A 22245-nucleotide genomic window follows, 5' to 3' on the forward strand; every position below is an offset into this window, starting at 1 on the left:
TTGCAGGCTTAGTCGGGAACGGCCGGCAACGCACGTTTGTGCGCGGTCTTGCTGTAGGCACCCTCGACGATCGCCCTCACCCGCTCACTGACTGGCTCGCCCATCAGGTAGGCGTCGATCTCTTCATAACTGCAACCATACGCCTGCTCATCCGCCTTGCCCGGCGCCAGCTCTTCAAGGTCGGCGGTGGGCAGTTTATGCACCAGATGTGCCGGTGCACCGAGGGCAGTAGCCAACAGCCGCACCTGGGTTTTGGTCAGGCCTGAAAGCGGTGCCAGGTCGCAGGCGCCGTCGCCGAACTTGGTGAAAAAACCCATCAGGGCTTCGGCGCCGTGGTCGGTGCCGACGACCAGGCCGTTGTGCAGGTTGGCCACGGCATACTGCGCGATCATCCGCGCGCGGGCCTTGACGTTGCCCTTGATGAAATCGACCTGCTCGGCACTGGCGCTGTCGGCCGCGAGGCTGGCCATCAAACCGTCGACACTGGCAGCAATGTTCAGCGTTTCAATGTGGTCCGGGGTGATGAAATTCAGGGAGGCCTGGGCATCGCGTTCGTCGGCCTGGGTTTTATAGGGCAGACGCATGGCGACGAAGCGCGCGGCGTAACCTTCGGCGCGCAGTTGCTCAACGGCCAACTGGCACAAGCGGCCAGCGGTGAGGGAATCGACCCCGCCGCTGATGCCCAGCACCAACGCCTTGCAGCCTGAGTGGCGCAGCGTGTGTTTGATGAAGTCGATGCGCCGTTGAATTTCCCTGGCTTCACCGCCTTTAACCAGTTGCCGATTGATGTTCAGTTCCTGCGCGATACGTTCTTGAGTCTGCATAACACCTCCGGGCTGCTTACATTCACTTGTGGGAGCGGGCTTGCTCGCGAAGGCGATGTGTCAGTTGACAGATTCATTGGCTGAGCCACCGCCTTCGCGAGCAAGCCCGCTCCCACATTTGGATCTTGATACATCTGCGAAATCGCATTATCCGTGGCAAAAAAATCGACTGTGTCCAATCACTCAGTGCGTTGCCCCAGCGCTTTCAGGTGCAAGCTCCCTTCCCAGGAACACCTTCGCCGCGTACTGCAAAAACGATGGGTCTTCGCAGACGTTCTTGATCGGGTCATCCGAGAATTTCACCACCGGCTCGCCGTGCACCCGCACCAGTTTCATCACAATGCTCAGCGGCTCAACACCGTCCACATCGCACGCCAGGCTGGTGCCCATGCCGAAGCCGAATTTGGCCTTGCCACGCACGTGACGCAGGATCGGCAGGCACTTTTCGAAGTTCAGGCCGTCGGAGAACATCAGGTCCTTGGTCATCGGGTCGACGCCCAGTTGTTTGTAGCGGGCCAGGACTTTGTCGGCCCAGACGATGGGGTCTCCGGAATCCTGGCGCAGGCCGTCGTAGAGCTTGGCGAAGTACAGGTCGAAATCCTTGAGGAAAAAGTCGGTGCTGATGCAGTCGGTCAGGGCAATGCCGAGGCGACCACGGTATTCACGCACCCAGTTTTCCAGCGCGGCATTCTGGCTCTCGCGCAGGCGGCCCAGTTGCTGGTGCACCATCAGCCACTGGTGCGCCATGGTGCCGATCAGCGGCAGGTCGAACTCGTAGGCCAGGTGCGCATTGCTGGTGCCGATGAACTGGCCGGGAAAGTCGCGACGCATGATGTCGATCACTTCGCGCTGGGCCTTGAATGACAGGCGCCGGCGGGTCGAAAAGTCGGAAACGCGCAAGTCGGACAGTTCCTCGCGGCTGAGGTTTTTCTCCAGCCAGTCAAACTTCTGGTAGAGCTTGCGGGTGACGTCTTCGAGGGTCACGTCAGGGTATTTGTCGCGGTTGCGCAACTCGCTGACCAGCGCCAGCACCGGTTGCTCGAACATGATGCAGTGCAGCATCGGGCCGACCACGCGGATGTTCAGTTGGCCATCGACTTCGCTGACATGGATGTAACGCAGGTTGAAGCGGAACAGGCCAAGAAAGCGCTCGTAATCCGGGGTCAGGTATTCGCGAAAGCGTGGGTTGAACAGAAACCGCAGCTCGCCCTCACGCATGTGCAGGCCGGCGAGTTTTTCCAGCTCGTCGCGCAGTTGCGGGATCAGGTGGCCGAGTTTTTCCTTCGAACGAACGATGAAATTGTATTCCACGTCGACGTTGGGGTGCTGGTGCAGCACGGCTTGCATCATGGTGAAGGTGTAGTAATCGGTGTCGAGCAAACCCTGGATCACCGGGGCTTCGTAGTCGTAGGCACTTTCCATAGGGGGACTCCTTAACGCGCGGCCTGTGCAGCCAGTTCTTCGCGGGTGCGGCTGATAACGGCACCGGCCTTTTGCAATTCATTGACAGCCTGGGCGCCGCCCTCCTGCGTGATGCCTCTGCAGGCTGGCAGGTGCAGGACCACTTCCAGGTCGGCTCTGAGCAGCTGCAACGCGGTGGTTTTGACGCAGTAGTCCAGGGCCAGGCCGCCGACAATCACGCGGGTGACGCCGTGGGCCTTCAGGTATTCGATGACGCCGGTGGACAGCTTGTCGTGCAGGTCGTGGTAGCAGGCGCCGTAAGGGTGCAGGTCGGGTTCGACGCCTTTCCAGATGAAGTAGTCGTAGTCATACGGGGTGGGCAACTCGTCCAGCAAGGTAAAGCCTTCGGTGCCCGGCACACAGTGGCTGACCCAGGTGATATCGGCGTGCGCCATGCCGGTGGGCTGGTACATGTCGCTGCGTTCGGTGACCACCCAGGGCGCCTGCGGGGTGTGCGCGTCTTTGCTGCCGACGCGGTGGCCGGCTAGGCTGGCCATGTAGTTGAGTTCGGCGCCGATCTGGTCGCCACCGGCCACAGGCAACTCATCCGGGCACAGCGGCGTGAAGCTCTTTTGAGGGTCAACGTCGAATGAAGCGATGGCAGTTTTCGGGAGGGTCATGGTGGTTCTCCTGTGGCCTGGAAACAAAAGTACACGTCATGTACTTTCATTGCAAGAAACATTTGGTTATTTATCCTGGTGTCAGTACATGACATAGCTGTTCGATCCGTTAGACTGTGCCTTGCCACCGTTCATAAGGACCTCACATGCCACTCAGCGCCTACCTGCACACTGTCGACCTGTGCGTATTGTTTTACTGCCGCGCCTCGGGGGAATTAAAGCTGCTGTTGAATAAACGTGACGCCGAACCTTTCGCCGGGCATTGGGCGCTACCCGGCGTGGTGGTGAATGGCGGCGTGCAAGACCTGAGCCTCAAGGACGCCGTGGAGCGCTTGCGCGCGAGTGACAAGGTAGGCCTGGCGCTGGCCTGGAGCGAGCAAGTGGGCACGGTGGGTGATGCGTTTCGCGATCCGCGCTGCTGGTCGTCGTCCACCTATTACCTGGCGATTGTGGCTGACGAAGTAGAGCTCGCCGAGCATCAGCAATGGTTTTCGCTGAATGCGCTGGCGGATGGCAGCATCAGGTTGCCGTTCGATCACAACCTGATCGTGGCGGCGGTGCAGGAACGGCTGTTTTCCAAGTCGCTGTACAGCAGTTTGCCGCTGATGTTTCTGGGGGATGAGTTCAGCGCGCCGGAAGCGACGGCGATTTTTTCAGTGGTGCTGGCGCGGCCGGTGTTGAAGACCAGTATTCGTCAGCGGTTGTTGAAGTTGACCGAAGCCGGGTACTTGCGCGAGACGGGGCGCAAGAAACAGGGTGAAGGGGGACGGCCGCAGGCGACGGTGCAGGTGTTAAAACCGGGAGACATTTACTTCTTTGATCGCAGTTTTGCTGATTAGCCAGTACCTCAAGAATAATGGAGATCTAATGTGGGAGCGGGCTTGCTCGCGAATGCGGCGTGTCAGTCAACAAATATACTGACTGAACCACCGCATTCGCGAGCAAGTCGAATCGTCGCACCGCCGCTCCCACATTTTTGATCGGCGTACAGTTAATTCATCCAGTTGCCGCCATCGACGTTGTAGGTCTGGGCAACCACGTAATCAGCCTCTTTCGACGCCAGAAAAATCGCCATCCCGGTCAAATCCTCCGCTGTGCCCATCCGCCCGAACGGCACCTCGGCCCCGACCCGCTTCTTCTTCTCGCCCGGCGCCAACCCTTCATGCTTGGCGAACATCGCATCCACCCCGTCCCAGTGCTCGCCATCCACCACGCCCGGCGCAATGGCATTGACGTTGATGCCCTGCTTGATCAGGTTCAACCCCGCCGACTGCGTCAGGCTGATCACCGCTGCCTTGGTTGCGCAGTAGATCGCCACCAGCGGCTCGCCACGGCGCCCGGCCTGGCTGGCCATGTTGATGATCTTGCCGCCGTGGCCCTGGCTGATCATCTGCCGGGCGGCGGCCTGCAGCGTGAACAGCGTGCCGGCGACGTTGATCGAGAACAGCCGCTCATAGCTGTCGCGGGTGATATCAACAATGGGCGCCAAGTCGAACAGCGCGGCGTTGTTGATCAGGATATCCAGCTTGCCAGCCTTGGCCACCACGGCAGCAATGGCGCCGTCGATAGAGGCTTGGTCGGTGACGTCCATCGCCACGGCGTAGGCCTGTGGGCCGAGTTCGGCTGCGGTGGCTTGGGCGCGTTGCAGGTTGATGTCGGCGATGGCAACTGTCGCGCCTTCAGCAATATACGCCTGGGCAAAGGCGCGGCCGATCCCGCGCGCAGATCCAGTGATCAGCGCGCTTTTACCTTCCAGTCGTTTCATGGGGAGTCCTGTCGACGTTATTTAGGGTAGCCGGCGCGTTTCATCTCGCGCTCGGTGGTGGCCTGGGCTTCAAGCAGCGCCTGATCAACCGTCATGCCGCCGGTCAGCGCCGCCGAGAACAGCTTGCCGACCGAGGTGCCGATGGCCTGAAACTCGGGAATGGTCACGTACTGGATGCCCACGTACGGCACCGGTTTGGCCGACGGATGCGCGGGGTCGGCGTGTTTCATCATTTCCAGGGTCACTTGGGCAAACGGCGCGGCTTTCAGGTAAGCCTCGCTGTAGGTGGACTGGCGGGTGCCCGGCGGTACGTTGGTGATGCCTTCCTTATCGGCGACCAGCTGGATGTAGTCCTTGGACGTCGCCCAGGTGATGAACGCTTTGGCGGCGTCTTTGTGTTTGGAGGTGGCCGGAATCGCCAGCGACCAGGCGTACAGCCATGAAGAGCCCTTGTCGGTGACTTCGGTCGGGGCGGCGGCGAACCCTACGCTGTCGGCGACCTTGCTCTGGCTCTTGTCGGTGGTGAAGGAGCCGGCGACGCTGGCATCAACCCACATTGCGCACTTGCCGCTGTTGAACAGCGCCAGTGTTTCATTGAAGCCGTTGCTGGAGACCCCCGGCGGGCCGTATTTTTTCAGCGTCTTGACGTAGAAGTTGGCGGCGGCCGTCCACTCGGGGCTGGTCAGTTCAGGCTTCCACTGCTCATCGAACCAGCGCGCGCCAAAGGCGTTGGCCATGGTGCTGAGCAAGGCGATGTTCTCGCCCCAGCCGGCCTTGCCGCGCAGGCACAGGCCGTATTGGTCTTTGTCCTTAACAGTGAGCTTGGACGCGAACTCGCCGAGCTGGGTCCAGGTCGGGTGCGCGGGCATGCTCAAGCCGGCCTGTTTGAACAGGTCGGTGCGGTAATAGGTGACGGTGCTTTCGCCATAGAACGGCAAGGCATACAGGGTGTTGTTCACCGACAGGCCCTGGCGGACCGAGGGGAAGATGTCGTCGGCGTCGTAATTGGCCGGCAGATCGGTCAACGGCTCCAGCCAATGCTTGGCGCCCCACAGTGGGGTTTCGTAGGTGCCGATGGTCAGCACATCGAACTGCCCGCCCTGGGTGGCGATATCGGTGGTGAGGCGTTGGCGCAGCACGTTTTCTTCGAGCACGACCCAGTTCAGCTTGATGCCCGGGTGCTGCTCTTCGAACACCTTGGACAGGCGCTGCATGCGGATCATGTCGCTGTTGTTGACCGTGGCAATGGTCACGGTGTCGGCGGCGTGGCTGGGCATGGCCAGCGCCAGGCCGGACAGCAGGAACAGCGCTTGCGGGAGCTTGCCTTTGCAAATCGGGAACATGGCGGTTTCCACCTGTTGTTTTTGTTGTTGAGCGCCGATTACAGCAGCTCTGCCAACCCCTCACAAACGAATGGCGAATGCCCGGCTGATACTTTTTTAACCCAAGGCTCAGGATCAAAAAAGTATCAGTGCCGGGCGAAACCGGGGGTAGCGCGCACACGCCGCAGGCGCGTATTTTGGGGGTATTCCAAGTACAACAAAGAAGCCTCGCCATGCCTGTCAGCCGCGCCACGCTGTTCGAGCACCGCCCTGCCGAACTCGAAGTGATCCTGCCCGAACCTGATCATTGCTTTCGCTGGTTCGAACACGATTACCCCTATGACCTGGCGCGCTGGAACCACCACCCCGAGTTTGAAATCCACTTGATTCGCCAAGGCAGCGGCAAGTTGGTCGCGGGCGACTATATTGGCGCCTTCAGCGCCGGGCATGTCGCCTTGATCGGCCCCGACCTGCCCCACGACTGGATCGGCGACCTGGCCCCCGGCGAATACCTGACCGGGCGCGACGTGGTGCTGCAATTCGACGGCGCCGCCCTCCTCGCCCTGCGCAAAACCCTGCCGGAGCTTGGCGACTTGCAGCCGTTGTTCGAAAACGCCCGACGCGGCCTCGCGTTCAGCGGCGACACCGCGGTGCAGGCGGCGCGTTTAATGGAAGCCATCGGCAGCGCCCACGGCCTGCAACGCTTGATCCTGTTCCTGCAACTGCTCGATACGCTCAAGCATGCTCCGCCCCAGCACAGCCAGGCGCTGGCCAGCCCCTGCTACGCCCCCACACTGGATGCCCGCAGCGCCGAACGAATCAACAAGGCCTTCGACTACTTGATGCGTGAACTCACCGGCGACCTGCGCCTGTCAGTCATCGCCCGGCAACTGGACATGAGCGAGCCGGGCTTCTCGAGGTTCTTTAAACGCAACACCGGTCACGGGTTTATCGACCTGATGCGCAAGTTTCGCGTACAGCGCGCCTGCCGCTTGTTGCTGCAAAGCGAGATGTCGGTGGCGGATATCTGCTTTGAAGTGGGCTACGCCAACTTGTCCAACTTCAACCGGCATTTTCGGATCGAGATGAACCAGACGCCGAGTGAATATCGACGGGAAACCGCGACGTATTTGTTCAACCGCGTGGAAAAAATGACACCGAGTCATTGCTGATCAAAAGGTCGACTAATCAACCTTTTTTTCATGCTGATCAACTGATTGGGCAAAGTTGGTACAGCCTGTGCAAACGTTTGCGAAACGAACTTGGCAGCCAGGTTCACCTCTACCCGCTGAACCGGGTCCAAACCGCGTACGAATAGGGATTTTCCATGCACCCCACCTCAAGGCGTCCTGCTTCTTTCGGTGTTTCCTTGCTACTGGCCGCCGTTACGGGAGTACTCAGTGCACCCATTTTGGCGCAGGAAAAACCCTCAGATGACTCAGCACAGGGCGAAACCCTCAGCCCTGAAACCAAAAGCCCGGAAGCCAGCCCGGCAAAGAAAGGCGCGTACCTGTCGGACTGGTTCAACCAGGACCTCACGCTGATCGGCAGCAAAGACATCAGCTTCGGCCCCAAACCCTCAGACGATGTGTACCTGGAATACGAGTACTTCGGCCGCAAGGGCCCGTTCGAGTTGTATGGCTATATCGACGTGCCGAAGGTCCTCGGCATCGGTAACAGTAATGACAAAGGCGCGTGGGACCATGGTTCGCCGGTGTTTATGGAGCACGAGCCGCGTATTTCCATCGACTACCTGGCGGGGCGCAGCCTGGCAGTCGGGCCGTTCAAGGAATGGTATGTAGCCTTTGACTGGATCTACGACCACGGCAGCAACAAGGAAAACCGTGCCAACACCTTGTACAGCGGCCTGGGCACCGACATCGACACGCACTCGCGGGTCAACCTGTCGGCCAACTTCTACGGGCGCTACCAGTGGGAGAACTATGGCGCGAGCAATGAATACTCGTGGGACGGCTACCGTGCGCAGATGAAGTACATCGTGCCCATCACCAGTTTTGAAAACGGCGCTTCGCTGACCTACATCGGCTTCACCAACCACGATTTCGGCTCAAACCTGCACAAGGACAACCCGGCGCGCACCGCCAACTCCACAGTGGCCACCAACGTGCTGCTGTATTCGTTTACTCACCTGCGCTTCACCCTGGTGGGCCGTTACTTCCATAACGGCGGCAACTGGGAAGATGGCAGCGAGTTGAATTTTGGCGAGGGTAACTTCCGCGCCCGCTCCGACGGCTGGGGTTACTACGCCGGCGTGGGCTACCAATTCTGATAAAGGAGCATTAGATGAACGCGTTTACACGACTCTCGATCGCCGTGGGCCTGGCCCTGCTGCCCCACGTGGTGCTGGCGGATACCGCGCCGATCAAACCCAAAGTCATGCTGATCACCATGTTCGCGCCCGAGGCGCAAACCTGGATCGACCGCCTGGAGCTCAAGACAGAGGTACGCGTGCCGGGCCTCTCCGCCGAATACCCGGTGATTCGCTGCAACACTCAGGACGTGTGCCTGCTGGTGACCGGAATGGGCCAGACCAACGCCGCCGCCTCCACCCTGGCCCTGGCCTTGTCGCCCAAGTTCGACCTGCGTCAGAGCTACTTCCTGATCGCCGGGATCGCCGGCATCAGCCCTAAACACGGGACCATCGGCACCGCCGCCTGGGCCCATTACCTGGTGGAATTCGGCACCCAGTGGGAACTGGATTCGCGCGACGCGCCCAAGGATTGGCCAACCGGCTACATCGGCATCAACACCAAAGGGCCTAACGAAAAACCGCCGCTGGACTACAAGACCGAAGTGTTTGAGCTGAACCCCAAGCTGCAAGCCAAGGCGTTCGCCCTGTCGCAGAACGTTGAGCTGACAGAAAGCAAGGAGTCCACGGCCTGGCGCAAACACTACCCGGCCGCACCCGCCAACCAGCCGCCGCAAGTCACCCGCTGTGACACGCTGGCGGGCAACACCTGGTTCTCCGGCACGCGCCTGAGTGAACGCGCCGAAGTGTGGACCAAATTGCTGACCGACAATAAAGGTGAGTACTGCACGACTCAGCAGGAAGACAACTCCACCTACGAGGCCCTGTTGCGCGCGAGCCGCGAAGGCTTGGTGGATATCCAGCGCCTGGCCGTGGTGCGCGCCGGGTCCGATTTCGACCGTCCGTACCCCGGCTACAGCGAAGTGGATAACCTGCTGAAATATGCAGATCAGGGCGGGTTTGTGCCGGCGCTGGAAAACCTGTATCGCACCGGGAACCCGCTGGTGCAGGCGATCCTCAAGAACTGGTCAGCCTGGGAAAAAGGCGTCCCAGAAGCCTGATAAAGATCAAAGTGTGGGAGGGGGCTTGCTCCCGATGACGGTGGGTCAGATATCACAACTGTGCCTGCCCTACCGTCATCGGGAGCAAGCCCCCTCCCACATTTTCTGAACGCGCTAACCGCTAGGCCGCTGGATGGGCCACATTCAGGGCCTTGTCGACCAACAATTGCACACCCTCCAGCATCCGGCAGATGCCCAGCGCGACATTGCGATGAGCACCTTCGATTTCAAAGGCCAGGTGGCTGGCGATGTCGCTGATGGACGCCAGATCCTGAGACGCATTGACCAGCAACGTTTCCGTGCCCAGCTCGGCGCGCACGGTAAAGAGCCCGTCGGTGGGTTCGGGTATGGGTTTTCCGGGGTTGAGGTAGTGGTTGATCGCGCGGTAGGCCACTTCGTGCAGGGTGCTGGTATCGAAGCCGTGTGGGCCAGGGGGATTTGGGCTGTCTTTGATCATGGTGAAACTCCTGGTAATGGAGCTGCCACCACTTGCGGTCAAACAAAGTGGGGTGGCAGCTGAACGCGGGTTGACCGACCGGAACCAGGGATCCGGCATACCCGAAGGTATCCCGCGCACAGCTGCCGCGACACGATACATCAAGCGAGTACAAAACGCCTGGTGCAGGTCTTGGGTGCTGTAGCGCACTGGTTATGTCGGACGGTCAAATCCGATCGCTGAATGGGCAGCGACGGCAGTGAGGTTAGTCAGCCGCCTTCCGAGCCACAACCTGAAACCTTCGTGGGAAATGTCCGATCAACAGCCGCTCCAGAAGACTGATGAAGATCAAAATGTGGGAGGGGGCTTGCTCGCGAAGGCGGTGTATCAGTCATGAATCCGGTAGCTGACACACCGCCTTCGCGAGCAAGCCCGCTCCCACATTTTTCACCGCATTTAAGGCAGGAAGATGATTTTGTCTGCACTGCCGTTGTTCACGTCCTCATAGCTGCGCACCCCATCAGCCAACGCCACTTCGCGCAGCCCCGTCGGCAGTGGCAGTAACCCTTCATCAAAAAACCGCCCAAACTGCTCCAGCATCACCGCGCACTGTTCGCAGTTGTGGAGCAGCGAATTGATCCCCACCACCGAGCCACCCTTGCGGTACAGGGCCAGGGCCGGCAGTTGTACGTGGCCATCGACCGGCGCGGCGATAATTGCGATGCGCCCGAACGGGGCCAAACCCGCAACAGCCGCTGGCAGCCAGAAACCGGTGGTGTCGAAGATCACATCCGCACCGCCCTTGAACACGGTATTGACCTGCGCGCCCAATGCTTCCGGCTGCCCCAACGCGATGGCGGCAAAACCCTGCGCCTGCAGCGCGTCAACCTGATCCGCCTTGCGCACCGCGCCCACTACCTCGGCGCCACGAATTTTTGCCAGTGCCAGCGCCGCACTGCCGACCGCGCCGTTAGCGCCAATCACCAACACACGCGTGCCTTTACCGACACCGCTGCGCTCCAGGGCATCCCAAACGGTGGTGTACGGCACGCCAAGGCTAGCGGCCTGGGCAAAACTCAGATGAGTGGGTTTGTGCGCCACGCCCTTGGCCGACACGGTGAGAAATTGCGCGTGGGAGCCATCGGCAAAAAAACCGAGGTCGCGACCGGTGCCCCAGACTTCCTGGCCGACCAGCGCTTGCGGGCCTTGCACCACCACACCGGCAAAGTCGCGCCCGGGAATGCGTGGCAACGTGGTGTAGGGAAAACGGCCCCAATCGTGGCTGTGGGGCGCCACCTACAAGCCACGCAGGTAGATGCGCGCCAAGGGTTGCACGGGAACGGCAGGATCACTGAGGTCGGGAGGAGCGGCCAGGGCCATGAAGGGCACATCAAGCAAGGGTGAGCGGCCATGGTAATGACCGCTACCCGACAAACCGAGAGAATTTTTGCGTTTTAACCGTGGGCAGACTTGGTGCATTCACAGCCTGTTGCCGATGCACAGGGTTCGCCATGTGCGTGCTGTTCGGCACAGCCCTGACAGCAATAGCCTTTACCGTCCTTCATTATCGCATCGACGCCCAACACGCATTTGCAGTGAGGGCAGGCACAGGTTTTATCAGCCATGTTCAGACTCCTTTTTCATGGTCGTCCCGGTGCGGCGAGCGCCGCACCTTAAGCAGTGACTATAGGAGAGCGACCATGGTTCAGCGCCGTTAATCGGCCTGGCGGCTATTGCTGCGATACATGAACACCAGCGCCAACGCCAACAGCAACATCGCCACGATTCGGCTGCCCGACAGCTCGATGGCCGGGTTGCCCAGCCAGCCAAAGTTGTCGATCAGCATGCCCATGCCCAACTGCCCGACGATGACCGCCACCGTCGCGACTGCCGTGCCAACCACTGGCACCGCGCCGACCATCACCATCATGTACACCACGCCGAACAGCGCGCCGGTCAGTTGCCATTTCGGCACGTCCAACAGGCTGATCGCCTGGGCCGGCTCGAAGAAGAAAATCAGCAAGGCGGTGGTGATTGCGCCCACTGCAAACGTCAGCAAGCTGCTGCGCAACACACCGACCGACTGGCCCAAGCGACCATTGATTGCCGCCTGCACACTCAACACCGCACCGGCGGCAATCACCAGTACCAATAACAGAATCAGATTCATCGCCTTAGCCTCTCGCAATCAGAACAAGTGCCGCCACAATCAACGCCAGGGCTATCCAGCGCTCGCCGTTGACCTTCTTGCGCGCGGTGCCGAACCAGCCGAAATGGTCGATCAGCACGCTCTTGCCGACCTGCCCCGAAAGAATCGCGATCATGGTCATGGCAATCCCGATGTGGGGCGTGGCCAGGGTCAGCACCACCACGTACATCGGCCCCAAAAAGCCGCCGATCAACTGCCAGCGTGGCAAATCGGTCAGCGCCGGGCCCTTCTGCGGGCCGCTGAACAGCAAGATCAAAAACAGAATGGCCGTGCCCACACCGAAAATGCTCAAGGTCGCCCATAAGTGGCCCACCTGCACGCCCAGCGGCCCGAGCAAACCCGCCTCCATCGACAGGCCCATGCCCGCCAGAATCACCAGTGGCAGTAACAACAGCCGCAGAAGGTTTTTCTTCGGCGTGGCCTGCGCCACACCCTCGGTACTACTTGCTTGCATACATCACCCACACGTCTGGAAAGGAAACTTGACGCGCATTATCCAGTGGCTCTCCTGTGCGATAAATGGGAGCATGCGGATAACACCTTTGCGCATTACGCACAGCACGGAGCCACGATGCAGGGTTTGAATGAATTGAGTTTCAAGGCGCTGCGCCTGTTCGTCGCCGTGCTCGACCACGGCAGTTTTTCCGAAGTGGCGCGCCGTGAAGGCTTGGCGCCCTCCTCTATTTCGCGGCAGGTCCAGTTGATGGAACAGGCGCTGGGCCAACAGCTGCTCTACCGCCACACCCGCGCGGTGAGCCCGACCGAGGCCGGTCGGCTGCTTGGCCATCACGCACGCCTGATGCTGCAACAACTGGAAACCGCAGGTCAGGCCTTGCAGGAACAGGAAGCCGAACCGAGCGGTCTGGTGCGCATCAATGCGCCGATGGTATTCGGCCAGCGCCATCTTTCGCCGTGGCTGGGCGAATTGTGCCGGCGCTACCCGAAATTGCAGCTGGATATCCAGCAAACCGATACCTTCGTCGACCCCCTGCAGGATGGCACCGACCTGCTGTTTCGCATCGGCGTGCTTAACGACTCCGGCATGCAAGCGCGCATCTTCGCGCCCCAGCGCTTTCGCCTCGCCGCCAGCCCCGCTTACCTCGCGCAGCATGGAACGCCCAGCCATCCCGATGAGCTGATCCACCATCAGTGCCTGGCCTACAAAGGCATCACCGGCCAGCAACGCTGGTTTTTCCGCCGCGACGGCGGTGACTGGACGCCTTACAGCGTCAAAGGCCCCATCACCGGCAACCACGCCGACACCCTCACCCACGCCGCCGAACAAGGCCTGGGGCTGGTGGTGTTTCCGTCCTGGCTGATCGGCGAAGGCTTGCGCGCGGGGACGTTGCAGGCGGTGCTGACGGACTATGAGGTGGCAACCACGCTGGAACCGCAGCAGATCGCGGCGCTGTGGCCGGGCAGCCGGCGGTTGTCACTGAAGGTGCGCACGGTGATTGATTATTTTGTGGAGTGTTTTGGGGTGATGCCGTATTGGGATCGGTGAGGGGTTTGGGTCACGCCAGACGGTGCAGTTGAGGAAATTTCCTAGGTAAAAAAGTAGGCTCGTTCTTATTTTACGGGCCACTATTTCATGACTACCTACACTGCGGCAGACTTTTGCGACTTACCTCCAGGAGAGATGCCATGGACGCGAATGCCACGATGAATACCGTTTCGCTGGGACAGCGCATCGGCGCAATGAAGGGAAAACTCATTATTCCTGATGACTTCGACGCTCCACTACCCGACGACGTACTGGCTACCTTTGAGCGCAAGAACCACATGGCGGCCGGATCTGGTTATCCGGTCAAAACAACCACTGCCAAATCAACCAGGCATTCGCGCCGCTGATCACCGCAAACAAAAACCACGCCAGCAACCGCGTAGGCAACCGGTTAACGAACGGCCCCATCAACTGCTTGTCGCCGGTCATGCGGATCAGCGGGTACAGCGCAAACGGCAACTGCAGACTGAGGATTACCTGGCTGAGAATAAGCAGCTTGCCGATGGCATCGTCGCCCATCAGCCATACGCCAAAAAACGCCGGGATCAGTGCCAGGCCACGGGTGATCAGGCGGCGTTGCCAGCAAGGAATGCGCAGGTTGAGGTAACCCTCCATGATCACTTGCCCGGCGATGGTGCCGGTGAAGGTCGAGCTTTGCCCGGAGGCCAGCAAGGCCACGCCGAACAGAATGCTGGCGAAGGCGCCGCCCACCAGCGGGTCGAGCAGATGGTAGGCATCCTGAATTTCGACCACATCCGTGTGACCAGTCTTGTAGAACGCAGCTGCGGCCAATACCAGAATCGCGGCATTGACCAACAGCGCCAGAGCGAGGGAGCCGATGGTGTCGATACGCGCCAGCTTGACCGCGTCCTGTTTGCTGGCGAGGTCTTTGCCGATCATGCGGGTTTGCACAATTGAGGTGTGCAGGTAGAGGTTATGCGGCATCACGGTGGCGCCGAGAATGCCGATGGCCAGGTACAGCGGCGCGGCGTCGCTGATGGCTGCCAGTGAAGGGGTGAAACCGCTGAGCACGTCGGGCCAATACGGCTTGATCAGCACCAGTTCAATAAAGAAACACACGCCGATGGTTGCTACCAACGCCAGCATGATCGCCTCGAGGCGGCGGAAGCCACGGTTTTGCAGGGCGAGGATCAATAGCGTGTCGAAAGCGGTGATGACGATGCCGGTGGTGAGCGACACGCCGAGCAACAAGTGAAACGCCAACGCACAGCCGAGCACTTCGGCGAGGTCGGTGGCAATGATGGAGATTTCCGCCAGTACCCATTGGGTGCGCGCGGAACGCTTGCTGTAGCGCGCGCGGCACAGTTGCGCGAGGTCTTTGCCGGTGGCGATGCCCAGCCGCGAGCACAGGCACTGCACCGCCATGCCCGCCAGGCTGGCCAGCAATACCACGAACAGGAGGCTGTAGCCGTAGCGCGAACCGGCTTCGATAGCCGTTGCCCAATTGCCCGGGTCCATGTAGCCGATGGAAATCAGCAGGCCGGGCCCGGCGAACATCAGCGCGCGCTTGAAGAACGAAGCCTTGGGGTCAACGATCACGGAGCCGGCCACTTCCGGCGGGCAGAACGGGGCAGTGGCGATTTTCGGCAGGCTGAATTTCACGCGGTATTCCAGGCAAACACACAATAGTGGCAACAGCTTATCAGTCGGACGTAACCGTGCGCATCACCGTCTCCCGGGGCAGATCAAAGGTTTCCACTACTTGCACCACCAGGTCCATCTCCTGGTTGAGCGCCTCGCGCTCCATGCGCTGACGAATCAGGCCCACCACCAGCACTGCCAGCGTAGTGATCGAATAGGCCGGCCCGGAGAATGCTCGCACGCCGCTGACCAGTAACATCGCGGCCGCCAACGCCTGGCCCACCACGGGAATGGCCGTGGCGGCGCCACGACGCAGCATTAACCCGGTGAGCCCCGCCAGCGCCGTGCCGCTGAGCGCAGTGGTGGCCGAACGGCCGACGTCGATGCGATTGAACAGCCCTTGTTCTTTTTGCGCAGCGGCCTTGAGTTCGGCATCGAAAGCCTGGCGGTCAGCGCTGCTGAGTTTGTGCTTGTGCTGCTCGATGAGTTTTTCTGCGACCTGCGCCTCAATGTCTGCCAGCGCGACGGATGCAACCGGTGCATCGAACTTGATCGCCAGCCGCTGCGCCACGTCTTCGGCGATCTGGCGGTAACTCACGCCGTGACCGCGGGCCAGGTTCATAAAGCTGTCGCCGCCCATGCGCTGCAGCTCGATGGCCAGTTTCAAGGGCTCGCGCACACTCGCATCAATCGACGCACTGCGCTTTTGCGCCATCAACTCGGCAAGGAACCTCACCTCCTCGGGCCGCGCCTGCACGAGGGCCGGGAACAGTTCCAGATCCTGTTCAGCAAAACGCACCTCGGTGCTGCGCTGATCCGCGCGAATCATGCCGCGCCGCTCGTGCAACAGGTCGGTGTACTGCACCACGGTCTTCAATTGCGGCCAATAGGCGGCGTGATCAAAGGTGGTGAGGTGCACATTCGTGACTTTCCCCTTCAGTGCAGGCGTGAGCGGAATCGCATAACGGCCAATGCAGCGCTCGGCATCCGGCTTCATCGCCAGCGCCCAGTCCTTGCTGGAATGGCAGTTGATCACCCGCCCCTTGAGCGGTGCCGACACGTCCTCCCATGGGCTGGACGTGCAGATCGCTCCGCCCATCAGCAACAAATTGTTCAACGGCAGTTCGCGGGCGACCTCGGGGCTGGCCAACACACTCTTGACCAGAATGCGCGCGCCTAGGGAATGGCCGATCAGGTTGATGCGCCGTACCGGCAGCGCCTCGGCGTGCAGGTAGTCTGCCAATTCAGGCAACAAGGTCCGGGCCACTTCATCCACCCGCGCCTCGACACTTTTGTAATGGTCGAGGAAATAGGCAATCGCCTTGCCCACGCCTACGGTCGCTGCACCCAGGCCACCGCCGCCGAGCATCGAGGTGATTACATCCTTGAACGGTGCAAACAGGTTTTCCAGGAAATGCCCCGCTGGCCAGAACAGCATCAGGTTGGTCGAACCTTCGATGCTTGCCAGTTGTTGCTTGAAATTGCCCAGTTGCTGGCGGTTGAAGAACGCCGAATAACCGTGAACATAGAGATTGAGCACATCGCCCTGGGGCTCGCCGCACAATACGAACGTGGGCTTGCGGGTGCGGTGCATTTCCTCCCACTGGTGCTGCATGGGCCGGTGACTCCTGGTAACGATGGACGGCGATAGTAACAAAGCATGCCTTCAAGAAAGGTGAATCCTGACCGACGCGTGATGTTTTTCAGAACATCGAGGCGGCCCTGGATTTGGCCAGGTAGCGCGCCGGTGAATCCCCCAGGTTGCGCCGGAACACCGCGGTGAAAGCGCTGGGGCTGCTGAAACCCAACGCAAAGGCCACCTCGGTAATCGACGCGCCCTGGCTGAGCCGGGCGGTCGCTTCCAGCAGGCAAACCTGTTGGCGCCAGGCCACGAACGTCATGCCGGTGCTTTGATGAAAATGCCGGGTGAACGTGCGCCGACTCATGTTCGACCATTGCGCCATGTCGTCGAGGGAGATGGTTTGCGTGGGCGCGTCCAGAAAACGCTGGCATGCCGCCATCAAACGAGATTCGGCGGGCAACGGCGCACTGAGGGGCAGCTCCGACATGGCGCCGATTTCATCCACCAACAGCGTCAACACACAGCGCCGTCGAATATCGGAGGTTGCCGTCAGCGCCGCTTCCAGCAGATGCCTGAGCAGAGGCGACACCTCGAATACCTGGCAGCGGGCCTGCAAACCGGCGCGCCCGGCAGCCTCATCGTCGAGGTAGGTATTGAGCATCACCACATCGCCGCGCATGTGCATTTCGTGGGGCACGCCACCGGGCACCCAGATCGCGCGTTGCGGCGGCACCACCCAGTTCCCGAGGTCGGTGAACATTTTCAGCGCGCCGGTGGAGGCATAGGCGAACTGGCCACGCGGATGGGTATGCCGCTCAAAGACGGTGCCGCAGGGGTAGTCGCGCAGTGTGACCACGGCGTGCGGGTCGTTGAGGTCGAAGGTCGGAATCATGGCCCGATACTGTCAAAATTTGACCCGGCATGGCAAGCGGGCCAACTTCCGACACCCTAGCATTGGCGCCTTTGAACCTGCTCAGGAACGTCCATGCTGAACAAACACGTCGCCCTCGCCATCGCTGTCACGCTGGTGTGGGGCCTGAACTTTCCTATCACAAAGCTGGGCCTGCACTCGATTGACCCGCTGGTGCTGACCGGCATTCGTTTCGCCCTCGCCGCCTTGCCGCTGGTGTTCTTCATCAAGCGCCCCGCCGTCAGGTTTCGCTATGTGGCCGCCTATGGCGTGATATTCGGGCTGGGCATGTGGGGCGCAATCAACTGCGGCATTCAGCTCGGCGTGAGCCCTGGGATCGCCTCGCTGATCATTCAGCTCAGCGTGTTCTTCACGCTGGGTTGGGGTTGCGCAGTGTTCAACGAAAAAATCCGCCGCGCGCAATGGGTTGGCGGCGCCCTGGCGTTGATGGGCCTGGTGGGGATCATCGCTTCACAGGAAGGCGGACACGCCACGCTGGGCATCCTGCTGATCACGTTCAGCGCACTGGCGTGGAGCGTCGGCAACGTCATTATCAAGGCGTCGGGGGTGAAGGAGATTTTTTCGTTCATGGTGTGGGCGAGCCTGTTCCCGCCGATTCCATTGTTCCTGATGGCCTGGGGCATGCACGGCGCTGCAGCCTTCGATGGCCTGCCGGCCCGCCTCGATCTGACGGCAGTGCTGTCGATCCTGTTCCAAGTCTATATGGCCACACACTTCGCCTATTGGGGCTGGAATTCGCTGCTCAAAACCTACCCCGTGTCCACCGTGGCACCGCTGTCGCTATTGATTCCGGTGTTCGGGATTGCCAGCTCGATGTTGATACTCGGCGAGCGCATTTCCCCACTCGCACTGACAGGTATCGCGGTCATCATCCTGGGCCTGGCAGTGGGGCTGTATCGCACACCCATTGTGCACACAGGTAAATAGTCATGGCACAAATCCGGGATTTTGTTCGCCCATTCAGTCGGCTAGCCTCTGCCGGGTCTTGTACTGAACCGAGGAAACACCATGAGCACCCCCGAGTTTTTTGTCACCCCAGGCTATGGCGATTACGCGCGTGAACACCTGCACTACTCCCAGGCAGTCAAAGTCGGTAATCGCGTGGAAACCTCAGGCCAGGGCGGCTGGGACAACGACTTTCAGATCCCTGCCGACATTGCCGAAGAAATCGCCCAGGCCTTCGATAACCTCGACCGCACCCTGGCCACGGCTGGCGCGCGCTGGGAGCATGTGATTCACGTCAACTCCTATCACGTCGGCGGTTTCCCCCCCGAGGTCAATGAAGCGATGGTCAAGCAGTACCGACGCTACATGCCTAACCATGCGCCCATCTGGACACAACTGGGCGTCGAGTCACTGGGTTTGCCGACCATGCGCGTCGAGATCCGCGTGACGGCGATTATTCCCTGACTCCAAACGTACGGATTACCCAGTCGGTAAACACTTTGAGCCGTGCGCTCTGATGGCGATTGGGTGGGTAAAGAAGATGCAGCGGCGTAGTCGGGCGTGACCAGTCCGGCAGCACACGAACCAACTGGCCGCTGTCGACGTAATACTGCACGATCGACTTGAAGTGCTGTCCGACACCAAGGCCGGCGAGCAGCATTTCCTTGAGGCCGTTGCCCTCATTGGTGGAAAAAGCACAGTCGCTCACTTCAATTCGCCGGCCGCCGTTTTCAAAAATAAGCGGCTCTGGTTTGCCTGACCAGGCAAAGAAATAACCGGCCTTCAGGTGATTGTTCTGCAAGTCTTCCGGCGACTGCGGCACACCCCGACGCTCCAGGTAACTGGGCGCCGCGCAGGTCAGGTAATCCAGGTCGGCCACCTTGCGGCCGATCATCGCCATGTCATCGAGCTTGCCGGCGCGAATCACACAATCCACGCCCTCCCCGACGATGTTCACTGCACGGTCGCTGATACCCAGGGCAACCGTGATATCCGGGTACTCACGGTGAAAATCCACCAGCGCCGGGATCAACAGGCAATTGGCGAACGAGGCCGGTGCATCCACGCGCAGGTGCCCGCCGGGCTTGAGCGTCTGCCCGCGCACGGCGCTGTCCACCTCGTCCAGTTCAACAACCAGGCGCCGGGCATGGCGGTAATATTCCAGCCCTTCGAGCGTTGGCGCCAAGGCACGCGTGGTGCGGTGCATCAGCTTGATGCCCAGGTGTTTTTCCAGGTCGGTGATCAGCTTGCTGACAGTCGAACGCGGCAGCGCCAACTGATCGGACGCGCGGCTGAATGAGCCTGTGTCGACAACGCGCACGAAAGCGCGCATGGCGAGGAGTTGGTTCATAGGGATGTTCCCATACGCCGTTAGGACGTGAAATTGTCGATCTTGACCTGACCATCCGGAAACGTCGCGATGATTTCCAGCTCACCGCCCATGGCGCGGATGTAGTCACGCAATGTGCTGATGTACATGTCTCGTATTTATACTGCTGAAATTCCATTGTGGCGAGCGGGCTTGCCCCGCGTTGGGGCGCGAAGCGGCCCTAAGAGCATACGCTGCGGTGTAGCAGGAATAATGCAGCGCTCCTATTGGGGCTGCTTCGCAGCCCAACGCGGGGCAAGCCCGCTCGCCACAGTAGGCCTGCATCTCAAAACTGGCGCGTTGACGGTTATTAATCTGCAATAAATAACCGCCCTTTCAGGCGGTTTAAAGGCGCTCGTTTTTGATCAGAACCGAGTGAGCTTGGGATTACAGCCAACATCGCCTGGCTGTCGCGTCAAAAATACAAGTTTCCAAATGTAAAAAAGCGCTCTAATAGCGCCTTGTAGATTTGCTTTAAAGAGCCTGGAGTTCGCAATGCCCCATGAAGGGAACCTGTTACAAGCAGCCGTGGTTTTTCTGCTGGCCGCCGTGCTCACCGTGCCGTTGGCCAAGCGCCTGCAACTGGGTGCGGTGCTTGGCTATCTGTTCGCCGGCGTGATCATCGGCCCCTCGGTATTGGGCCTGGTGGGCAACCCGCAAAGCGTCGCGCAGTTTTCTGAACTGGGCGTGGTGTTATTGCTGTTTGTAATCGGCCTGGAGCTGTCACCCAAACGTTTATGGGTGATGCGCAAGGCGGTGTTTGGCGTTGGCCTGGCCCAAGTGTTACTCACCGGTATTGTGATGGGCGTGGTGGCGCTGTGGCTGTTTGGCCAGTCATGGAACAGCGCGATTGTGCTGGGCCTGGGCCTGGCGCTATCGTCCACTGCGTTTGGCCTGCAAAGCCTGGCCGAGCGCAAGGAACTGAACAAGCCTCATGGGCGGCTGGCCTTTGCGATTTTGCTGTTTCAGGACATCGCGGCAATCCCGCTGATCGCCATGGTGCCGCTGCTGGCCGGCAGCGATCACCCGACCACCGAAGCCCAGGGCATGCAGCATGTGCTGCAGATCCTCGGCAGCATTGCCGTGGTGATCATCGGCGGGCGCTACCTGTTGCGTCCGGTGTTTCGCATTGTCGCCAAGACCGGCCTGCGCGAAGTGTCCACCGCCACCGCATTGCTGGTGGTGATCGGTACGGCGTGGCTGATGGAACTGGTGGGTGTGTCCATGGCCCTCGGCGCGTTCCTCGCCGGGTTGCTGCTGGCGGATTCGGAATACCGCCACGAGCTGGAATCCCAGATCGAACCGTTCAAGGGCCTGTTGCTGGGGCTGTTTTTTATCAGTGTGGGCATGGGCGCCAACCTCAGCCTGTTGCTCAGTTCGCCGTTGGTCGTCATCGGGCTGACGCTGCTGTTGATCGGCTTGAAATTGCCGCTGCTCTACGCGGTGGGCCGAATGGTCGGCGACCTTAATCGCGAAAGTGCGCTGCGCCTTGGCGTGGTGCTGGCGGCAGGCGGTGAATTTGCCTTTGTGGTGTTCAAGATCGGCCGCGATCAGGGCCTGTTCGAACCCCACCTTTACGACATTCTGGTGCTGACCATTACTCTGTCGATGGCCGTCACCCCGCTGCTGTTGCTGGTGTGTCCGAAGCTGTTCAAGCCCAAGGTCAAACCCGTGGAAGTGCCCGAGGAATACCGCACCATCGAGAGCGACGCGCCACGCGTGGTGATCGCGGGCATGGGCCGTATGGGCCAGATCGTCGCGCGGATACTGCGCGCGCAAAACATCTCGTTTATCGCCCTGGACACCTCGGTGGAAACCATTGAACTGACCCGCAGCTTCGGCGGCATGCCGGTGTTCTACGGCGACCCCCAGCGCCAGGAAATCCTCCACGCGGCCAAGGTCGATCAGGCGGAGTTTTTTGTCATCGCCATGGACGACCCGGAGATCAACATCAAAACCGCCGAGCTGGTGCGCACGCTCTACCCGCACATGAAAATCATCGCCCGCGCGCGTAACCGCCAGCACGTTCACCGCCTTGTCGACCTGGATGCTTCACCGGTGCGTGAGACCTTCTACTCCAGCCTGGAAATGAGCCGCCGCACCCTGGTCGGCCTCGGTTTGAGCCAGGCACAGGCCGATGCGCGCATCACTCGATTCAAGAACCACGACTTGCAAGTGCTCGCCGCCCAACACGCGGTGTACGACGACGCCGCCAAGGTCATGCAAACCGCCCAGGAAGCGCGGACGGAACTGGCGCGGCTGTTTGAGATGGACCGGCTTGAGGAGGAGTCCGACAAGGTGTAACCCTGCGGATGAACGAGGTTGCGAGTTTTCTGACAGAATAC

The 22245-nt window shown here is 60.5% G+C and carries 21 protein-coding genes and 4 pseudogenes; 9 read left to right on the forward strand and 16 right to left on the reverse strand.

Annotated features, from left to right (window positions below; all coding sequences use genetic code 11):
• Positions 1-8 precede the first annotated feature (8 nt).
• From nadE to Q7C20_RS15590, 3 genes are all read right to left on the reverse strand, one after another.
• Complete coding sequence (nadE, locus tag Q7C20_RS15580) at positions 9-824, reverse strand: ammonia-dependent NAD(+) synthetase (protein WP_375068496.1); 816 nt, start codon at positions 822-824, stop codon at positions 9-11.
• Positions 825-1007: 183 nt separating this feature from the next.
• The gene (gene pncB, locus Q7C20_RS15585; RefSeq protein ID WP_375068497.1) at positions 1008-2246 is read right to left on the reverse strand and encodes a nicotinate phosphoribosyltransferase; all 1239 of its coding nucleotides are present in this window, start codon (positions 2244-2246) and stop codon (positions 1008-1010) included.
• A gap of 11 nt (positions 2247-2257) precedes the next feature.
• Positions 2258-2905: an isochorismatase family protein gene (locus Q7C20_RS15590; protein ID WP_375068499.1), complete on the reverse strand. Its 648-nt coding sequence runs from the start codon at positions 2903-2905 to the stop codon at positions 2258-2260.
• A gap of 146 nt (positions 2906-3051) precedes the next feature.
• Between Q7C20_RS15590 and Q7C20_RS15595 the strand changes: the two genes are divergently transcribed.
• Complete coding sequence (locus Q7C20_RS15595; protein ID WP_375068500.1) at positions 3052-3744, forward strand: NUDIX hydrolase; 693 nt, start codon at positions 3052-3054, stop codon at positions 3742-3744.
• A 152-nt stretch (positions 3745-3896) separates the two neighbouring features.
• Here Q7C20_RS15595 and Q7C20_RS15600 read toward each other — a convergent pair whose 3' ends face one another.
• Together Q7C20_RS15600 and Q7C20_RS15605 are read right to left on the reverse strand one after the other, a co-directional pair.
• On the reverse strand, positions 3897-4670 hold the full coding sequence (locus tag Q7C20_RS15600; protein ID WP_375068502.1) for an L-iditol 2-dehydrogenase: 774 nt from the start codon (positions 4668-4670) through the stop codon (positions 3897-3899).
• A 17-nt stretch (positions 4671-4687) separates the two neighbouring features.
• Complete coding sequence (locus Q7C20_RS15605) at positions 4688-5947, reverse strand: ABC transporter substrate-binding protein (protein WP_375068546.1); 1260 nt, start codon at positions 5945-5947, stop codon at positions 4688-4690.
• Positions 5948-6225: 278 nt separating this feature from the next.
• Between Q7C20_RS15605 and Q7C20_RS15610 the strand changes: the two genes are divergently transcribed.
• The 3 genes from Q7C20_RS15610 (at position 6226) to Q7C20_RS15620 (ending at position 9322) form a co-directional block, all read left to right on the forward strand.
• The gene (locus Q7C20_RS15610; protein WP_375068504.1) at positions 6226-7164 is read left to right on the forward strand and encodes a helix-turn-helix domain-containing protein; all 939 of its coding nucleotides are present in this window, start codon (positions 6226-6228) and stop codon (positions 7162-7164) included.
• 155 nt (positions 7165-7319) lie between these two features.
• Positions 7320-8282 carry a nucleoside-specific channel-forming protein Tsx gene (locus Q7C20_RS15615; RefSeq protein ID WP_375068506.1) on the forward strand — a complete coding sequence of 321 codons (963 nt, stop codon included), beginning with the start codon at positions 7320-7322 and terminating at the stop codon, positions 8280-8282.
• A gap of 14 nt (positions 8283-8296) precedes the next feature.
• Positions 8297-9322: a purine nucleoside permease gene (locus Q7C20_RS15620; protein WP_375068507.1), complete on the forward strand. Its 1026-nt coding sequence runs from the start codon at positions 8297-8299 to the stop codon at positions 9320-9322.
• Positions 9323-9443: 121 nt separating this feature from the next.
• On the opposite strand, the gene Q7C20_RS15625 is transcribed toward Q7C20_RS15620, so the two are convergent.
• The 6 genes and pseudogenes from Q7C20_RS15625 to Q7C20_RS15650 form a co-directional block, all read right to left on the reverse strand.
• Complete coding sequence (locus tag Q7C20_RS15625; protein ID WP_375068509.1) at positions 9444-9779, reverse strand: DUF6124 family protein; 336 nt, start codon at positions 9777-9779, stop codon at positions 9444-9446.
• 435 nt (positions 9780-10214) lie between these two features.
• Positions 10215-11030, reverse strand: a pseudogene (locus Q7C20_RS15630) (zinc-binding alcohol dehydrogenase family protein); the annotation flags it as partial.
• Positions 11031-11057: 27 nt separating this feature from the next.
• A pseudogene (locus tag Q7C20_RS15635) lies at positions 11058-11237 on the reverse strand (hypothetical protein); the annotation flags it as partial.
• Positions 11213-11383 carry a metallothionein gene (locus Q7C20_RS15640; protein ID WP_348060492.1) on the reverse strand — a complete coding sequence of 57 codons (171 nt, stop codon included), beginning with the start codon at positions 11381-11383 and terminating at the stop codon, positions 11213-11215. The pseudogene Q7C20_RS15635 and the gene Q7C20_RS15640, both read right to left, overlap by 25 nt.
• Positions 11384-11472: 89 nt before the next feature.
• The gene (locus Q7C20_RS15645; RefSeq protein ID WP_375068511.1) at positions 11473-11928 is read right to left on the reverse strand and encodes a DMT family transporter; all 456 of its coding nucleotides are present in this window, start codon (positions 11926-11928) and stop codon (positions 11473-11475) included.
• Positions 11929-11932: 4 nt separating this feature from the next.
• On the reverse strand, positions 11933-12421 hold the full coding sequence (locus tag Q7C20_RS15650; protein ID WP_348060488.1) for a DMT family transporter: 489 nt from the start codon (positions 12419-12421) through the stop codon (positions 11933-11935).
• Between the two features lie 117 nt (positions 12422-12538).
• Between Q7C20_RS15650 and Q7C20_RS15655 the strand changes: the two genes are divergently transcribed.
• Positions 12539-13471: a LysR family transcriptional regulator gene (locus Q7C20_RS15655; RefSeq protein ID WP_375068512.1), complete on the forward strand. Its 933-nt coding sequence runs from the start codon at positions 12539-12541 to the stop codon at positions 13469-13471.
• A gap of 176 nt (positions 13472-13647) precedes the next feature.
• A pseudogene (locus Q7C20_RS15660) lies at positions 13648-13737 on the forward strand (type II toxin-antitoxin system prevent-host-death family antitoxin); the annotation flags it as partial.
• 37 nt (positions 13738-13774) lie between these two features.
• Here Q7C20_RS15660 and Q7C20_RS15665 read toward each other — a convergent pair.
• The 3 genes from Q7C20_RS15665 to Q7C20_RS15675 form a co-directional block, all read right to left on the reverse strand.
• Complete coding sequence (locus Q7C20_RS15665; RefSeq protein ID WP_375068514.1) at positions 13775-15094, reverse strand: Nramp family divalent metal transporter; 1320 nt, start codon at positions 15092-15094, stop codon at positions 13775-13777.
• 40 nt (positions 15095-15134) lie between these two features.
• The gene (locus Q7C20_RS15670; protein ID WP_375068515.1) at positions 15135-16688 is read right to left on the reverse strand and encodes a DUF726 domain-containing protein; all 1554 of its coding nucleotides are present in this window, start codon (positions 16686-16688) and stop codon (positions 15135-15137) included.
• A gap of 88 nt (positions 16689-16776) precedes the next feature.
• Entirely contained in the window at positions 16777-17547 is a 771-nt protein-coding gene (locus tag Q7C20_RS15675) for a helix-turn-helix domain-containing protein (RefSeq protein WP_375068517.1), read from the reverse strand.
• A 93-nt stretch (positions 17548-17640) separates the two neighbouring features.
• On the opposite strand from Q7C20_RS15675, the gene Q7C20_RS15680 reads away from it, so the two are divergent.
• Positions 17641-18513 carry an EamA family transporter gene (locus tag Q7C20_RS15680; protein WP_375068519.1) on the forward strand — a complete coding sequence of 291 codons (873 nt, stop codon included), beginning with the start codon at positions 17641-17643 and terminating at the stop codon, positions 18511-18513.
• An 81-nt stretch (positions 18514-18594) separates the two neighbouring features.
• Positions 18595-18996 carry a RidA family protein gene (locus Q7C20_RS15685; RefSeq protein WP_375068520.1) on the forward strand — a complete coding sequence of 134 codons (402 nt, stop codon included), beginning with the start codon at positions 18595-18597 and terminating at the stop codon, positions 18994-18996.
• Here Q7C20_RS15685 and Q7C20_RS15690 read toward each other — a convergent pair.
• Together Q7C20_RS15690 and Q7C20_RS15695 are read right to left on the reverse strand one after the other, a co-directional pair.
• On the reverse strand, positions 18986-19882 hold the full coding sequence (locus Q7C20_RS15690) for a LysR family transcriptional regulator (RefSeq protein WP_375068522.1): 897 nt from the start codon (positions 19880-19882) through the stop codon (positions 18986-18988). The genes Q7C20_RS15685 and Q7C20_RS15690 overlap by 11 nt on opposite strands.
• 20 nt (positions 19883-19902) lie before the next feature.
• Positions 19903-20013, reverse strand: a pseudogene (locus Q7C20_RS15695) (transcriptional regulator); the annotation flags it as partial.
• 382 nt (positions 20014-20395) lie between these two features.
• Between Q7C20_RS15695 and Q7C20_RS15700 the strand changes: the two are divergent.
• Complete coding sequence (locus tag Q7C20_RS15700; protein WP_375068524.1) at positions 20396-22204, forward strand: monovalent cation:proton antiporter-2 (CPA2) family protein; 1809 nt, start codon at positions 20396-20398, stop codon at positions 22202-22204.
• Positions 22205-22245 lie beyond the last annotated feature (41 nt).

The sequence above is a fragment of the Pseudomonas sp. AMR01 genome (genome assembly GCF_041946035.1).
Classification (GTDB): Bacteria; Pseudomonadota; Gammaproteobacteria; order Pseudomonadales; family Pseudomonadaceae; genus Aquipseudomonas; species Aquipseudomonas antarctica_B.

Bases quoted from the DNA above. Each gene is read 5' to 3' on its own strand.
- Q7C20_RS15645 (WP_375068511.1), bottom strand. From the start codon at position 11,928: ATGAATCTGATTCTGTTATTGGTACTGGTGATTGCCGCCGGTGCGGTG.
- Q7C20_RS15600 (WP_375068502.1), bottom strand. From the start codon at position 4,670: ATGAAACGACTGGAAGGTAAAAGCGCGCTGATCACTGGATCTGCGCGC.
- Q7C20_RS15700 (WP_375068524.1), top strand. From the start codon at position 20,396: ATGCCCCATGAAGGGAACCTGTTACAAGCAGCCGTGGTTTTTCTGCTG.
- Q7C20_RS15655 (WP_375068512.1), top strand. From the start codon at position 12,539: ATGCAGGGTTTGAATGAATTGAGTTTCAAGGCGCTGCGCCTGTTCGTC.
- Q7C20_RS15675 (WP_375068517.1), bottom strand. From the start codon at position 17,547: ATGATTCCGACCTTCGACCTCAACGACCCGCACGCCGTGGTCACACTG.
- Q7C20_RS15650 (WP_348060488.1), bottom strand. From the start codon at position 12,421: ATGCAAGCAAGTAGTACCGAGGGTGTGGCGCAGGCCACGCCGAAGAAA.
- Q7C20_RS15640 (WP_348060492.1), bottom strand. From the start codon at position 11,383: ATGGCTGATAAAACCTGTGCCTGCCCTCACTGCAAATGCGTGTTGGGC.
- Q7C20_RS15625 (WP_375068509.1), bottom strand. From the start codon at position 9,779: ATGATCAAAGACAGCCCAAATCCCCCTGGCCCACACGGCTTCGATACC.
- Q7C20_RS15610 (WP_375068504.1), top strand. From the start codon at position 6,226: ATGCCTGTCAGCCGCGCCACGCTGTTCGAGCACCGCCCTGCCGAACTC.
- pncB (WP_375068497.1), bottom strand. From the start codon at position 2,246: ATGGAAAGTGCCTACGACTACGAAGCCCCGGTGATCCAGGGTTTGCTC.
- Q7C20_RS15605 (WP_375068546.1), bottom strand. From the start codon at position 5,947: ATGCCCAGCCACGCCGCCGACACCGTGACCATTGCCACGGTCAACAAC.
- Q7C20_RS15615 (WP_375068506.1), top strand. From the start codon at position 7,320: ATGCACCCCACCTCAAGGCGTCCTGCTTCTTTCGGTGTTTCCTTGCTA.
- Q7C20_RS15670 (WP_375068515.1), bottom strand. From the start codon at position 16,688: ATGCAGCACCAGTGGGAGGAAATGCACCGCACCCGCAAGCCCACGTTC.
- Q7C20_RS15620 (WP_375068507.1), top strand. From the start codon at position 8,297: ATGAACGCGTTTACACGACTCTCGATCGCCGTGGGCCTGGCCCTGCTG.
- Q7C20_RS15590 (WP_375068499.1), bottom strand. From the start codon at position 2,905: ATGACCCTCCCGAAAACTGCCATCGCTTCATTCGACGTTGACCCTCAA.
- Q7C20_RS15685 (WP_375068520.1), top strand. From the start codon at position 18,595: ATGAGCACCCCCGAGTTTTTTGTCACCCCAGGCTATGGCGATTACGCG.
- Q7C20_RS15595 (WP_375068500.1), top strand. From the start codon at position 3,052: ATGCCACTCAGCGCCTACCTGCACACTGTCGACCTGTGCGTATTGTTT.
- nadE (WP_375068496.1), bottom strand. From the start codon at position 824: ATGCAGACTCAAGAACGTATCGCGCAGGAACTGAACATCAATCGGCAA.
- Q7C20_RS15690 (WP_375068522.1), bottom strand. From the start codon at position 19,882: ATGAACCAACTCCTCGCCATGCGCGCTTTCGTGCGCGTTGTCGACACA.
- Q7C20_RS15680 (WP_375068519.1), top strand. From the start codon at position 17,641: ATGCTGAACAAACACGTCGCCCTCGCCATCGCTGTCACGCTGGTGTGG.